Raw genomic sequence first — 13947 nt, forward strand, 5'->3', positions numbered from 1 at the left:
CATATTTTTCAAAAGGTATACTACATTGGCTCAATACGTTTATTCGATGCACCGTGTCGGCAAAATTGTGCCGCCGAAGCGTCATATACTGAAAGATATCTCTCTGAGTTTCTTCCCGGGCGCCAAAATCGGTGTTCTCGGCCTGAATGGTGCCGGTAAATCAACCCTGCTGCGCATTATGGCAGGTGTGGATACCGATATTGAAGGTGAAGCACGCCCGCAGCCCGGCCTGAACATCGGTTATCTGCCGCAGGAACCAAAACTGAATCCGGAACACACTGTCCGTGAAGCAGTTGAAGAAGCGGTAGCTGAAGTGAAAAATGCCCTGACCCGTCTGGATGAGGTGTACGCACTGTACGCGGACCCGGATGCGGACTTTGACAAACTCGCCAAAGAACAGGGTGAACTGGAAGCAATTATCCAGTCTCATGACGGTCATAATCTGGAAAACCAGCTGGAACGTGCGGCAGACGCCCTGCGTTTACCGGCCTGGGATGCCAAAATCGGTAATCTTTCCGGGGGTGAGCGCCGCCGTGTGGCTATCTGCCGCCTGCTGCTGGAAAAACCGGATATGCTGTTGCTGGACGAACCAACCAACCACCTGGATGCGGAATCTGTTGCCTGGCTGGAACGCTTCCTGCACGACTACGAGGGCACCGTTGTGGCGATCACCCACGACCGTTACTTCCTCGATAATGTCGCCGGCTGGATCCTCGAACTCGACCGCGGTGAAGGTATTCCGTGGGAAGGCAACTACTCCAGCTGGCTGGAGCAGAAAGATGCCCGTCTGGCGCAGGAAGCCTCTTCTGAAGCTGCCCGCCGTAAGTCTATCGAGAAAGAGCTGGAGTGGATCCGTCAGAATCCGAAAGGCCGTCAGTCCAAAGGCAAAGCCCGTCTGGCCCGCTTTGAGGAACTGAACAGCGTCGAGTACCAGAAACGTAACGAGACTAACGAACTCTTTATTCCGCCTGGTCCGCGTCTGGGTGACAAAGTGCTGGAAGTGGAAAACCTGACCAAATCCTACGATGGCCGCACTCTGATTGATAATCTGAGTTTCTCTCTGCCGAAAGGCGCGATCGTCGGGATTATCGGGCCGAACGGTGCGGGTAAATCCACTCTGTTCCGCATGATCAGCGGTAAAGAACAGCCGGATTCCGGTACGATCACTCTCGGTGATACCGTCACTATCGCATCTGTCGATCAGTTCCGTGATGCGATGGATGATAAGAAAACCGTCTGGGAAGAAGTCTCCGGCGGGCAGGATATCATGCGTATCGGCACCACAGAGATCCCGAGCCGTGCTTATGTCGGGCGCTTTAACTTCAAAGGCGTTGATCAGGGCAAACGTGTCGGCGAATTATCCGGTGGTGAGCGTGGTCGTCTGCATCTGGCGAAACTGTTGCAGGTCGGCGGCAACATGCTGCTTCTCGATGAACCGACCAACGACCTGGATATCGAAACCCTGCGCGCACTGGAAAACGCCCTGCTGGAGTTCCCGGGCTGCGCGATGGTCATTTCCCATGACCGCTGGTTCCTTGACCGTATCGCTACCCATATCATCGACTATCAGGATGAGGGGAAAGTGGAGTTCTTCGAAGGTAACTTCAGTGAATATGAAGATTACAAGAAACGAACTCTCGGCGAGGCCGCACTGGAGCCGCACCGCATCAAGTACAAACGTATGACCAAGTAGGTCATATGACCAAAAAAGCCGCGTGGTGAAAATTACGCGGCTTTTTTGTACCCCCCGCACACATTGTACAATAACTTGTACCTGAAAGGCCGGTAAGCTATACTCTTCCTGTACAGAATTCGTACATGAGGAATCAAAATGAAAACATTAACATACAGTGAAGTACGGCAGAATCTCACCGCTGCGATGAATGAAACAGTGGATGACCGTATCCCTATTTTGATTACCCGGCAGAAAGGCACTGCATGTGTATTATTATCACTTGATGAATATCAGTCTCTGGAAGAGACCGCCTATTTAATGCGTTCACCTAATAACGCGCGACGTTTAATGGATTCCATTGATGAATTGAATGCCGGCAAGGGACTCAAAAAGGAAATCAATGAATGACATTGACGTTTTCGTCTCAGGCATGGGAAGACTATCTGTACTGGCAAAATACAGATAAAAAAACCCTCAGACGTATCAACGAATTAATTAAAGCTGCACAAAGAACGCCTTTCTCAGGTATAGGAAAGCCGGAACCACTGAAGAATAATCTCTCCGGCTGGTGGTCGCGGCGAATAACAGAAGAACACCGGTTAGTTTACCGTGTCACTAACCAGGGTGTTGAGGTGGCGGCCTGCCGGTATCATTACTGAAAATGCCGCGTGGTGAGGAACCGCGCGGCATTTTTGGTTGGATGGATAAAAGAGTGTTTTTTGTTACGGGTATTACATTGAACCTGGTACTTAAGGTACAACCGAAGCTGACTTACTACTTCATATTTACCGCTTTCTAACACTAAAACCGATCAACAAATCAATCAGTTAACACCATCAGTAAAGGGATCCTTTACTCTTCATCTTTCCTCCCTTTGTTGCCCTGAATTCTGCCGGACGCTGTGTGTTGTCCTTGTTCTTTCAGTATAGAAGAGAAAAATAATTTCTCCCGGAAATACCCCGATTAATTTTCAATTTTCTCTGTATTCTTTATTTTTGCTGATCCCCGTCACGAATTTCAGGGGTATCCAGCATCAGCAGATGCTGAACCAAATCCACACATTCAAGAAAACGGGTGTCATAGTCCCCTGATGTCACATGGACAAACTTAATGCCGTTTTCCCGCAGCATACTGATAAGCAGATCCTGAAACGCTTTACGGTCATTATCACTGCCGAGGCTGCGTAACCCGTCCGCCACCCACGGTGTGTTATTTTCCAGCAGGATCACCAGATCAAAGCGGTATTCGGCAATCAGCGCCTGCACAAACGGATGCTCTTTGCCTTCATAGCGTTTGCAAAACGCCTGTGTCGTGACAAAATCCGTATCCACAAAAGCAACTTTATTCGCATATTTTACTGCAAAATCAATGTACTGTGCATGTCCCAGTGCGATTTTGTCATAATCGGAATATTGCAGCGCCATTTCATCGCCGCCCAGATGGGAAAACACGTAATCACGCCCGTATTCCCAGGCACTGGTGGTATTGAACATATTCGCCAGTTTATTGACGAGTGTGGATTTACCGCTGGATTCCCCGCCGAGCACCGCCACAGTCCGCACAAAGAAAGGTTTTACCTCTGTCGGGATATAGTCCCAGTAGCGGAATGGCGCCTGACGGATCTGCCGTCCGCTGATATTCATAAAGGTGCGTTCCGGGTCGATAAGCACCGTTTCGATACCGAACGATTCACGGTAACGCGGCACATCCGCTTTCTCACCTGAATAGATAAAATCCGGCGTGATCCCTTTTTCCCGCATAAACTGGCACACGCCCTGACTCCAGTGTTCCCAGCCGTGCGGATACGGGTCATAGGCATGCTCATCAAATGAGTGAATACGGATATTTTTCTGATACTTAAACGTTTGCAGCAGCCAGCGCAGACGGTCACTGACTGTCGGCTGCTGAGACATAGAACTGTTGATAAATAACGCCTTATCACGCGGCTCGTCATGGCAGAGGATCACATGCAGCTCATCCACCTGGCTGCACGCGCGCTGGATCAGGTAGATATGCCCGGTATGCAGCGGATAAAACTTGCCGAACACCACTCCGACGCTTTTTTTCTTCAGCGGATAATCCAGCCCCAGCGCGCTGTGCAGACTGGCCAGTTTCTGACCGCCGGGACTTTTGATTTTGTTGTTAATCAGCTGGCTGAGATACCCTTTGGTCACCCCGCACTGATCCGCCAGTTGCTGAAGTGTCACACCAGCCTGTTTAATGGCTTGTTTCAGATAGGAAAAATCCGTCATTCTCTGCTGCCTCACTTATTCCAGTTCATCCAGTACAGACAGGGCATCCGATAATTTTTTCACACCAAACACCTGCATGCCCGGCGGCGGATTTTTCGGGCGGTTGGCATTCGGTACAATCGCCCGCTTAAAGCCGTGTTTGGCCGCTTCCGAGATCCGCTCCTGGCCGCTCGGTACCGGGCGGATCTCCCCCGCCAGTCCGACTTCACCGAAAATCACCACATCACGCGGGATCGGCCGGTCACGGAAACTGGACACCAGCGAGAGCAGTAATGCCAGATCCGCACTGGTTTCTGTCACTTTTACCCCGCCGACCACGTTGACGAACACATCCTGATCCGACATCTGCAATCCGCCGTGACGGTGCAGCACAGCCAGCAGGATCGCCAGCCGGTTCTGCTCCAGCCCGACCGCCACACGGCGCGGATTCGACATCATCGAGTGATCCACCAGCGCCTGGATTTCCACCAGCAGCGGACGTGTGCCTTCCCAGACCACCATCACTGAACTGCCGGACGTGATTTCATCCCCGCGGCTCAGGAAAATGGCGGACGGGTTGCTCACCTCGCGCAGCCCCTGCTCCGTCATGGCAAACACACCCAGCTCATTCACCGCACCAAAGCGGTTTTTATGGCTGCGCAGCGTACGGAAACGGGAATCGGCCTCGCCGTCGAGCATGACCGAGCAGTCAATACAGTGTTCGAGTACTTTCGGCCCGGCCAGAGAGCCGTCTTTGGTGACGTGGCCGACCATAATGATCGCCACACCCCGGGTTTTGGCAAAGCGGGTCAGATAGGCGGCGGTTTCGCGCACCTGTGCCACACTGCCCGGCGAAGACTGAATATCCGCCATGTGCATCACCTGGATGGAGTCAATCACCATCAGCTTCGGCTGCTCCTGCTCTGCGATCAGGCAAATCTGCTCAATCGCCGTTTCCGACAGCATATTGAGGTTGTCCATCGGCAGTCCGAGACGGTGCGCCCGCATCGCCACCTGCTGCAAGGATTCTTCCCCCGTGACATACAGGGTTTTCATCTGTGCGGCGAGCTGACACATGGTCTGTAACAGCAGAGTACTTTTCCCGGCGCCCGGATTACCGCCGATCAGAATGGCACTGCCAGGCACCACGCCGCCGCCCAGCACGCGGTCAAATTCTTTGAAACCGGTGGAGAAACGCGGCAGTTCCTCAAGACTGATTTCCGACAGCTTCTGCACTTTGCTGATGCCGCTCTGTCCGGCATAACCGCTGAGACGGTCACTGCGCGCCGCCGAAGATGAAACAGAAGCCAGCCGGACTTCCGTGATGGTATTCCACGCCTGACACGCGGTGCACTGCCCCTGCCAGCGGGGATAATCCGCCCCGCACTCATTACAGACAAAGGCGCGTTTTGCTGGTTTTGCCACTCGTGACCCCGTAATAACTGATAAATTAACGTTCTTCGTGTTTCAGACCACCGCTGAGGGTACACATGACCCCCATCAGATCGGCGTGGCGGATAGCCACTTTCGCCCGTGCATAGACTTTCGGTTTGGCATGGAATGCAATTCCAAGGCCTGCTTTTTTCAGCATTTTCAGGTCATTGGCACCATCACCGATAGCCACGGTCTGTTCTAACGGAATATTGAGAAATTCTGCCAGTTTCACCAGCGCCTGTGCTTTGTATTTGGCATCCACCACCGGGCCTTTGACTTTGCCGGTCAGTTTGCCGTCTTTAATTTCCAGCTGATTGGCATAGACAGCAATCAGGCGCAGAGAATCTTTTAAATGATTGGCGTAGAAAGTAAATCCGCCTGAGGCAATCGCGACATGCCAGTCCATCGCCTGGAGTTTCCGCACCAGGCTGGTCAGCCCCGGCATCAGCGGCAGCGTATCCAGCACCTGCTGTAAAATAGCGGCATCCGCCCCGGCCAGCAGGCCGACACGCGCTTTGAGGCTTTCGCTGAAATCCAGCTCGCCCTGCATTGCTCTTTCTGTCACGTCCGCAACTTCATCACCGACCCCGGCCAGCCGGGCAATTTCATCGATACATTCGATTTGGATCGCAGTGGAATCCATATCCATCATCAGTAGTCCGGGTGAACGCAATTTCGGAATATTTCCCAGCGGCACCACATCCATCTGAAATTCATCGGCCACACGCTTGATACGCCCGGTCAGGCTGCCCGCAATCCGGACCACCTGATAGTCATCAATCCGCCATGACGAGACCACCACAATTGCCGCTCCCAGACGGTGCTGGAAGTCGCTGATCCGCGCTTTATCCAGCCCGCGCCCGTACAGCAGCCAGCCGCTGTCGCCCGCCCGGTAGTCCAGCGGCATGACCTCATCACCGCTCAGGGAAAGAGGAAGACCCGGCCATTTATGGATTTCATTCGGCAAATAACAGTAGGTCAGACTCGTCGACATCAACAGATACTCCTATAATCCCTGATAATATTCATGATGGTAGCAGATAAAAATTGCCGCTTCTGGCAATATGGTGGCGACAACGGAAAAACGGATAAACAATGGCCAAAACGAAGTTAACATTCCGGCTGCACAAAACAGCCATTATTCTGATTTGTCTCGCCCTGATGGTGTGTCTGTTACAGGGCGTGTCTTATTTCAGCCGCGTACACCAGCAGTCGTCAATGGATCAGTTTAATGAACTGGCCTATTCACTGGCACAGCAGGTGGCGTTTAACCTTTCCGATGCTATAGACGATAACGGGAAAGTGCTCAATAAGAAACAGATTACGGCAAATTTAGAGCAACTGACCACCAACAGCCGTATTCTCGATGCCACAGTATATCAGGATGACGGGGTGCAGATAGCAGGCAGCGGCGAGAGTATTACTGTCCGTGACCGGCTGGCGCTGGACGGACAAAAAGCCGGCAGTTATTTTAACCATCAGATTGTCGCTGCTATCCCCGGAAAAAAAGGCCCGAAAGGCTTTCTGCGTCTGACCATTGATACTCACCGGCTGGCCACGGAATCCACTCAGGTGGATAACACCACGAACCTGCTGCGGGTAATGTTACTTCTCGCTCTCGGCATCGGTTTTGTCCTGGCTAATAATCTGCTGCAACTGACCCCGAGCCGCTGGCAGCAATCTCTGTATCTGCTGACCGCTAATCTGAAAAATGAAGATGAGAAGCAGGGAAGTAAAACGGAAGATAAAGAAAAGGGGGAATAATTTCCCCTTTCTTTTACCGGTGCTGCAACACCTGCCAGGTCAGCAGACCGAGCCAGGTCATCAGCAGGGAACTGATGACATGCAGGGCGATTTCGGCCATGCCGTGGTGGATGCGCCCGGCCTGAAAGGCCTGCACAATCTCCAGTGAGAACGTCGAGAATGTCGATAACGCACCGCAGAACCCGGTGACAATAAACAGCCGCCATTCCGCCGGGAGTGTCGGGTGCGAAGAGAAAAATGCCACAGCCAGGCCGATAATATAACCGGCAATAATATTGGCGAGATACGTTCCCAGCGGCATCATCGCCAGTACCGGATTGAATTTATTACTCAACACCCAGCGGCCGAGGCCGCCGAGTACTGATCCTGCGGAAATGCTGAGGATCACATTTAACATAGAAAAACCTTACGCCATTTTTATTTCAATGTTTCTGTGTTTATGCGCATTTCTTTAAAATGTCAATCTGAACAAGCCCGCACACTTCATCCAGCAGTTTGATAACCTCCACACTCATCCCGACCATCATGGCATCCGCCGAATTACTTTCCGGCTGTGCATTGATCTTCTGATGCAGCTCATGTGTGCTGGCACGCAGTGCCTGAAGCTTATCCATCGTGTCATCGTCTTTCCCCTGCACAAAGATATCAGAGAGAAGTTTCATAATTTCACTGTTACTTTTCTGTAACTGCACAATGTAAGGATTCTCGGTGTTCAGCGCGTGGGCGAAGTAGTTTTTACTGAAGGTGTCTGTCAGCAGTTCCAGTATCGCCACCAGCCGCCGGATGCGCCCGTGAATGGCAGTAAAAGTGGCCGCCGGGACATGGGTTTCTTTGACGGACGGCGCAATATAGGTATTACAGGCCAATAACGTCGATAACGTATCTTTCAGCTGATTATCCCATCGCTCCGGGTCTGTGCTGTTCAGTTTCATGATGTGCTCATCATATAATCTGGCGGTATCGCGCAGAATGGTACTGATATTCATCCGCCAGAACACAAACCCTTTCAGCGGCAGAATCGCCGAGAAGACCAGCGCCAGAATGGAGCCGCCCACGGTCTGCGCCGAACGGATAAGCGCGGAGTCCATATCCCCGACAGGTGCAGTGGCAACGATACTGATGGTCATCCCGATCAGCATCCCGACATACATGTTTTTGCCCAGCGCAATCAGGCCGCAGACAAACATTGCAATCGTTGCCAGCGCCAGCATCAGCGGAAAAGAGTGGGTTTCCGTGTACAGCAGCAGCATCCCTATCAGTGAGCCGATCACGGTGCCGAGCGTGCGCTGCATTGAACGTATCAGCACATTTCCCCAGTACGGCATCGGCATCAGGATAGAGATAAGTGTCATGATAATGTAATCGAGCTTATCGCTGTGTAATTCCCGGAACACCATAAACGTCAGTGTAAATGCCAGTGCAATGCGGATGCCGTGCAGCTGTTTAAACCGGGAATAAAAGAATGACTGAGCCCGGGTGATCCCGTGGCTCAGATTTATTTTTTTTTCTTTATGCTTCACAACCGGCCCTGCTTATGGCGCTTTGGCTAATAAGATGTCAGCCATGACGCTGTTATTGATGTTCTCGCCGCACAGCATTTTCATCAGCACTTCACTGCCGAGTTGTGACAGGGAGAAAGTCATATCCGCATGCAGCAGGCGCATTTTGTCGCGGTTCTCTTCCTGATTCACCACCGTCACGGTTTTCACACCCTCTCCGGCCAGCTGTTTTACCGCCAGCAGGGCAAAGGTGTTATCCGCATCATTATCACTGATGGCCATCACACAGCGGGCGTCTTTCACATTCGCTTCATTCAGGGTCACCGCATCCGCGCTGTCACCGGCAACGGCCACCGTACCATCAGGGAAATGCGCTTTTTCGTCATCAGAACAGATCACGACCACCTGCAAACCGCGTTTTTTCAGGCCCTTATAGATATTGACCGCCAGCGGATTCGCGCCGATAACAACATAATGCTCTTTCATGTGCAGCAACCTCTTTTTGACAATCTCGCGTGTGCCGCGCAGAACGACACCCACAATGTACACAATAGATGTGGTGAAAATAGTGATACCAAACACCACCACCGTCAGGGTAAACATCCGCGCTTCCACGCTGATCGGGATGATATCCCCGAAGCCGACGGTGGTCATACAGACCAGGGCAAAATAGAACGCTGCTGAGATGTCAGTAACATGCGGCTGGAACTCATTGCCGAGATACAGGGTGCCGAAAACGGAATACACCACCAGCAGGATAATACTGCTGACCGCCACCACGCCGGCACTGGTCAGGCTGTGATGCGGGAACTGCCGCCACAGACAGCCGCAGGCAATCAGCAGCGCCAGTGAGAACAGCCCCTGAAGTGTGTATTCATGTGCCAGCCCCAGATCCATCAGTACCATCGTGAGCAGGATAAACAGGGAGAACAGCCAGGCAATACGTGCACCTGTCATCATCAGCAGGGCCAGCAGCGCCAGCAGCAGCCCCAGCATAAAGCGGGGAATATCCAGTAATTTTATAAACCCGAGCGACTGTAACCACGCGGTGAAGCCGCCGTCCTGCCAGGCAATGTCTCCGGTATAGGAAAACAGAACCGGCGACAGAATCATCACCCCGTCAATAAACAGCAGCACCGACAGGATCACCCGCAAACTCAGTAACTTATGTAATCCTGTCTTCAGTAGATTACTCTGCATATCTCTCCCCTTTTACTGACGGTGTTCCGGCATGATGTCCTGATTCGGCACCAGGAACAGCCAGGAGGCCAGAACGAACGGCATGGTCAGTGTCGGAATGCCGAACGGCGATACCACCACATCCAGTGCGCCCTGGACAAACACCGTGAAAATCACACCCACAACGGTATACACCAGTACTTTGAAGCTCGGTTTGTTAAATGTGGAGCCCAGCGCAATCGCGGTTAACACGGCGCTGAATGAATAAAGCCCGGTATGGACACTGCCGAAATCGGCTTTCAGGAATGACGCCACACCAAAAGCCAGCAGTGAACCGAGCACCGCAAAGATCGCCGCCCATACAGAGCTGACCGCCAGACCGATCACAAACAGTATTCCGACAGTGATGCTGCTCAGCAGGAAGACTTCGGATACACCGCGGAATATATCCGGGATCAGATCGGAATACGGGATACCGGCGATCGGCGCCACATACTGATCCGGCAGTGCCGGTCCCGGCAGGCTGACGCCCTTGATGCCGAAGAAACTGTAACTGGCCAGCAGGATAGTCCAGGTCACCAGCACGAAAGGCGCGGTCAGTGCTGCCACTTTCCAGTTTTTCAGAAAATCGGTCAGTGAGATGGTGGCGATCACCGCCACGATACTGCCGAGCACAATAGCCGCCCACATAAACGCTGAATTTTCCAGGAAAGTCGGCAGTGCAACACCGACCAGACAGCCGTTATAGCCGTACAGCCCGGCACGCAGTGAGGTGACATCCATTTTGCTGACGTACGCGGTCAGCGTGGATACGACCGTACCGAGCAGACAGCCCCAGCCGACTGCCGGAATGCCTTCACTGTACGCACCAATAAAAATAGCCGCGAAGAAGAACAGCCCGGTCAGCGGGTTGTTCTGAAACATCACCTGTGCGCAGCCGCGCAGCGTGATATCAATAAAATGTATGACAGGATTGGATCCGGCCAGTTTATTCCAGCCGTTCTGACTGACTGTTGAAGTTGTCATTGTCTTTCCCCTGAAGGTGAACCAGACAAAGGGACTGATTATGCTGATAATAATCAGTCCCCTGAGTAACTACCGGTATCATCCTGCGGCGCATCAGCGCCACAGGAACGGTTTCTGCAATGTGATGCCGAGGATCTCTTCCCGGGCGATTTGCCAGAAATAACGGACAGCTTCTTTGGTTTTCGGGCTGTCGATTCCCAGCACTTTGAAGACCAGACCACATTCGTTCGGCAACTGCGTTGCCCCGAATGCAACCTCTTCATCCGTGTCATAACGGGCTTCCAGGCGTTCCAGAATACGGGCATGATGCTCTTTCGGTGTCAGTAAAATCACATTACCGAAGACATCAAACCCGCCCATCACGCCGACAACATTCAAGGCTTCTTTTTTCGGTTCCAGAATATATTTTTCAACAAATAACTCTTTCCCCTCACTGTCTTCCGCCCTGATCTTTGATGAGAAAATATCAAATCCGAATTGTTCGTCCGGGTGGTGATATTTCCGCCCTGACATCAGGATTTCGGAATAGATCATCGTGGCCGTCGGATCAATCGTTATCTGTGTATCCGTTAAAAACCGGGCATTACGGTGCGGAATAATCGGGTCCGGCATAAACTCCAGATAACCGCCCGCTTCCACCACCACGTTCTGGTACTGCGTGGCGTAGTTCGCCTCCATCATGTGGATTTTGGTGGCGGACTGTGTGGTGACATGGGCACATGCCCCTTCTTCCACAATCAGATCCAGCGCCTGGCGGTCGCCCTGTAACAGGCAGCCGGAAGTTGAAATCATGGTGACACACGGCATTTGCGGCATCAGTTCATCCCAGTACAGCGCACGCTGCACCAGAGAGGGTACCCGGCGCTCCATTTCCACCATTTCACTGCGGTATTCCCGTTTGGCAAACCGCAGTTTCAGATAGCCGCTTTTCCCGATGGCACCACTTTGCATCTGTTTTGGCTCATCCTGGTAAGGCGCCATTTCCGGCGCCTTTTCCCCTAAGAGATGAGCCCGGAGACGTGTCGGCGTCCCCGCAATCTCAGCCCTCAGTTGTGTCATGCTTTCGCTCCCGCCTGATGGGTGAACAGGAATTTATCCATGATCATATCCACCAGCTCAATCACACCTTCGCCGGTTTTGCAGTTGGTCATGACATACGGACGGTTGCCGCGCACCACTTTGGTGTCACTTTCCATGACTTCCAGGCTCGCGCCGACATACGGCGCCAGGTCGATTTTGTTGATCACCAGGATATCCGCCTGCACCAGGCCCGGTCCGTTTTTACGCGGGATTTTTTCCCCTTCCGCCACATCAATAACATAGATGTAGAAGTCAGCGAGTGCCGGACTGAAGGTCAGTGTCAGGTTGTCGCCGCCGCTTTCGATCATGATGACGTCACTGTCCGGGAAGCGCTCTTCCATATCTTCCACAGCGGCAATGTTCATACTCGGATCTTCGCGTACCGCGGTGTGCGGGCAGGCACCGGTTTCAACGCCGAGGATTTTCTCTTCGTCGAGGATACCTTTCAGGGTACGTTTGACCTGTTTCGCATCTTCGGTGGTCACGATGTCATTAGTGATGATTAACGGTTTGATCCCGCGTTCAATCAGAATCGGAGTGATCACCTCAATAATCGCCGTTTTACCTGAGCCAACAGGGCCGCCGATGCCGATCCGTGTCATTTTTTTCATCAATATACTCCCGGAAATAAGTCAGCCGCCTGTCAGTTCATAAACAGGCGGACAAAAGATTTGGTATGAACTGCCGCAAGGACGTCGATCACCGGCACATAGGAAGACATCTGTTCAATGTCGCCGCAGGCTGCAATATCGCAGAAGGTTTCAATGTCGTTGTTCAGCTCAAATAAAATGTGCTGTGTTTCAAAGTGCGTAATCCGCATCAGGCGCATGGCGGCGCTGAGGATCGTCATCGCGATCCCGTACTGATGCATGACCACCACTTCGCGCTCGCCGATACCCTGTACCGCCATCACAATGGCCTGAGTCACAGGCTGTGTGCCGGGGGTATCCCCGCTTTTAATCTGCGCCAGCCACCAGGCCACGAGCGGATCGTCAAAAATATGGACGGAAATCTCCGCCAGCTTTTTCCCCATCCGTGTTGCCATCAGACGGGCTTCTTCATTCAGTTTGCGGTTATTCACCGCCCGATCGACCCGCAGGATGGCATCATTGTCACCCGCCAGCACAGCTCGGTGTGCCGCGACAACGGCAATACCGTCACCACTGGCCGCCTGTTTCAGCGCAGTGCGGACAAACCCTTTCAGGGTTTCTGCATCATGTACCACGCCCGTCTGAATCGCCGATTCCACACCGTTTGAGAAAGTAAAGGCGCCGACGGGAAGTGCCGAATCACCAAACTGCATGATCCGGATAAGATCAGCCGCTTTCATCACACGTTCTCCCGTTCCGGTCTGTCAGTGTTTGTGGTCATGGTCGTGATCATGGTGGTGATCATGGCCGTGGTCGTGACTGTGGTCATGATCATGGCTGTGCCCGTGATCGTGGCCGTGTGAATGTGAGTGCCCGTGGTTATGTGCCACATGCACATGCGTATCGGTTTCTTCCGCGCCGCCGAACAGCAGACGGGATTCTGAGTTGGTCAGGATCGGCAGAATGGTTTCGCCTTTGACAAAAGCAAACGTATCATTGCCGAAACCGTGGGTGCGCATCACGGATTCCATCACTTTTTCACTGACGGTCAGCGGGACATACACCTTGTTTTCTTTGATCACTGCTTTCCAGTGCTGGTTACCGAGCGCATGGCCCAGTTCAAAACTGATGCGGATCTGCTCTTCCGGCGTGCTGCCCTGAAGACGTTTAAGATCAACAACCATGACATCACGCAGATCGATCTGGACGACAACCATCGTATTGGTGGCATCATCGGTATGGATCACATCTCCGTCAGACAACAGCACGTTGCGATCCAGCGCGATCCCGATATCCAGCCCGTTTTGGGTATGTTTGCGGCAGCGGCTTTTCTGGGCTTCCCGCTGATCGAGGATCAGCATATCCACCGTCATATCGTTCGCTTTATCAGCCCACGCCTGCTCTTTTCTGACGTTGCCGAGAATGTGCTCAATGAGGATCATGGAATTACCTTTTTGTTATGCCCGGCA

The 13947-nt window shown here is 52.6% G+C and carries 15 protein-coding genes; 4 read left to right on the forward strand and 11 right to left on the reverse strand.

Features of this window, described 5'->3' with window-relative positions; all coding sequences use genetic code 11:
• The first annotated feature begins 25 nt into the window (after positions 1–25).
• The 3 genes from ettA to AAZR23_RS19445 all read left to right on the forward strand — a co-directional run bounded on the left by ettA (position 26) and on the right by AAZR23_RS19445 (position 2334).
• Positions 26–1693 carry an energy-dependent translational throttle protein EttA gene (gene ettA / locus AAZR23_RS19435; RefSeq protein ID WP_046894053.1) on the forward strand — a complete coding sequence of 556 codons (1668 nt, stop codon included), beginning with the start codon at positions 26–28 and terminating at the stop codon, positions 1691–1693.
• 138 nt (positions 1694–1831) lie between these two features.
• Positions 1832–2083, forward strand: a complete 252-nt coding sequence (yefM, locus tag AAZR23_RS19440; protein WP_046894052.1) for a YoeB-YefM toxin-antitoxin system antitoxin YefM — start codon at positions 1832–1834, stop codon at positions 2081–2083.
• Positions 2080–2334, forward strand: coding sequence for a Txe/YoeB family addiction module toxin (locus tag AAZR23_RS19445; protein ID WP_052926004.1), 255 nt, complete (start codon positions 2080–2082; stop codon positions 2332–2334). Before yefM ends, AAZR23_RS19445 begins: the two co-directional genes overlap by 4 nt.
• A gap of 330 nt (positions 2335–2664) precedes the next feature.
• Here the strand turns inward: AAZR23_RS19445 and nadR are convergent, their stop codons facing one another.
• From nadR to serB, 3 genes are read right to left on the reverse strand one after another with little or no spacing between them, the layout of a single operon-like run.
• A complete protein-coding gene (gene nadR / locus AAZR23_RS19450) occupies positions 2665–3927 on the reverse strand; it encodes a multifunctional transcriptional regulator/nicotinamide-nucleotide adenylyltransferase/ribosylnicotinamide kinase NadR (protein WP_046894050.1) in 1263 nt (420 codons plus the stop codon).
• Positions 3928–3942: 15 nt separating this feature from the next.
• A complete protein-coding gene (gene radA / locus AAZR23_RS19455) occupies positions 3943–5331 on the reverse strand; it encodes a DNA repair protein RadA (RefSeq protein WP_046894049.1) in 1389 nt (462 codons plus the stop codon).
• A 25-nt stretch (positions 5332–5356) separates the two neighbouring features.
• Positions 5357–6334 carry a phosphoserine phosphatase gene (gene serB / locus AAZR23_RS19460; protein WP_166706942.1) on the reverse strand — a complete coding sequence of 326 codons (978 nt, stop codon included), beginning with the start codon at positions 6332–6334 and terminating at the stop codon, positions 5357–5359.
• Positions 6335–6435: 101 nt separating this feature from the next.
• Between serB and AAZR23_RS19465 the strand changes: the two genes are divergently transcribed.
• Positions 6436–7104, forward strand: coding sequence for a YtjB family periplasmic protein (locus tag AAZR23_RS19465; protein WP_166706941.1), 669 nt, complete (start codon positions 6436–6438; stop codon positions 7102–7104).
• A gap of 13 nt (positions 7105–7117) precedes the next feature.
• Here the strand turns inward: AAZR23_RS19465 and crcB are convergent, their stop codons facing one another.
• From crcB to ureE, 8 genes are all read right to left on the reverse strand, one after another.
• Complete coding sequence (crcB, locus tag AAZR23_RS19470) at positions 7118–7501, reverse strand: fluoride efflux transporter CrcB (protein WP_046894047.1); 384 nt, start codon at positions 7499–7501, stop codon at positions 7118–7120.
• 40 nt (positions 7502–7541) lie between these two features.
• Positions 7542–8624, reverse strand: a complete 1083-nt coding sequence (locus tag AAZR23_RS19475; protein WP_107680486.1) for an FUSC family protein — start codon at positions 8622–8624, stop codon at positions 7542–7544.
• A gap of 12 nt (positions 8625–8636) precedes the next feature.
• Entirely contained in the window at positions 8637–9803 is a 1167-nt protein-coding gene (locus AAZR23_RS19480) for an NAD-binding protein (RefSeq protein WP_052926006.1), read from the reverse strand.
• Between the two features lie 12 nt (positions 9804–9815).
• Entirely contained in the window at positions 9816–10808 is a 993-nt protein-coding gene (yut, locus tag AAZR23_RS19485; protein WP_166706938.1) for an urea transporter, read from the reverse strand.
• 93 nt (positions 10809–10901) lie between these two features.
• Positions 10902–11867 carry an urease accessory protein UreD gene (locus tag AAZR23_RS19490; protein WP_046894044.1) on the reverse strand — a complete coding sequence of 322 codons (966 nt, stop codon included), beginning with the start codon at positions 11865–11867 and terminating at the stop codon, positions 10902–10904.
• On the reverse strand, positions 11864–12499 hold the full coding sequence (ureG, locus tag AAZR23_RS19495; protein WP_046894043.1) for an urease accessory protein UreG: 636 nt from the start codon (positions 12497–12499) through the stop codon (positions 11864–11866). Before ureG ends, AAZR23_RS19490 begins: the two co-directional genes overlap by 4 nt.
• Positions 12500–12531: 32 nt before the next feature.
• Complete coding sequence (locus AAZR23_RS19500; RefSeq protein WP_004237086.1) at positions 12532–13218, reverse strand: urease accessory protein UreF; 687 nt, start codon at positions 13216–13218, stop codon at positions 12532–12534.
• Between the two features lie 24 nt (positions 13219–13242).
• Positions 13243–13920 carry an urease accessory protein UreE gene (gene ureE, locus AAZR23_RS19505; RefSeq protein ID WP_052926008.1) on the reverse strand — a complete coding sequence of 226 codons (678 nt, stop codon included), beginning with the start codon at positions 13918–13920 and terminating at the stop codon, positions 13243–13245.
• Positions 13921–13947: the final 27 nt, after the last annotated feature.

Origin of the sequence: Morganella sp. Je.2.23 (assembly GCF_051129855.1) — a bacterium.
GTDB lineage: Bacteria > Pseudomonadota > Gammaproteobacteria > Enterobacterales > Enterobacteriaceae > Morganella > Morganella sibonii.

What these genes read in the sequence shown, in the direction of transcription:
- ureG (WP_046894043.1), bottom strand. Translation starts at nt 12,499, where the DNA reads ATGAAAAAAATGACACGGATCGGCATCGGCGGCCCTGTTGGCTCAGGT.
- AAZR23_RS19490 (WP_046894044.1), bottom strand. Translation starts at nt 11,867, where the DNA reads ATGACACAACTGAGGGCTGAGATTGCGGGGACGCCGACACGTCTCCGG.
- AAZR23_RS19480 (WP_052926006.1), bottom strand. Translation starts at nt 9,803, where the DNA reads ATGCAGAGTAATCTACTGAAGACAGGATTACATAAGTTACTGAGTTTG.
- ureE (WP_052926008.1), bottom strand. Translation starts at nt 13,920, where the DNA reads ATGATCCTCATTGAGCACATTCTCGGCAACGTCAGAAAAGAGCAGGCG.
- nadR (WP_046894050.1), bottom strand. Translation starts at nt 3,927, where the DNA reads ATGACGGATTTTTCCTATCTGAAACAAGCCATTAAACAGGCTGGTGTG.
- AAZR23_RS19465 (WP_166706941.1), top strand. Translation starts at nt 6,436, where the DNA reads ATGGCCAAAACGAAGTTAACATTCCGGCTGCACAAAACAGCCATTATT.
- AAZR23_RS19445 (WP_052926004.1), top strand. Translation starts at nt 2,080, where the DNA reads ATGACATTGACGTTTTCGTCTCAGGCATGGGAAGACTATCTGTACTGG.
- serB (WP_166706942.1), bottom strand. Translation starts at nt 6,334, where the DNA reads ATGTCGACGAGTCTGACCTACTGTTATTTGCCGAATGAAATCCATAAA.
- yefM (WP_046894052.1), top strand. Translation starts at nt 1,832, where the DNA reads ATGAAAACATTAACATACAGTGAAGTACGGCAGAATCTCACCGCTGCG.
- crcB (WP_046894047.1), bottom strand. Translation starts at nt 7,501, where the DNA reads ATGTTAAATGTGATCCTCAGCATTTCCGCAGGATCAGTACTCGGCGGC.
- yut (WP_166706938.1), bottom strand. Translation starts at nt 10,808, where the DNA reads ATGACAACTTCAACAGTCAGTCAGAACGGCTGGAATAAACTGGCCGGA.
- AAZR23_RS19500 (WP_004237086.1), bottom strand. Translation starts at nt 13,218, where the DNA reads ATGAAAGCGGCTGATCTTATCCGGATCATGCAGTTTGGTGATTCGGCA.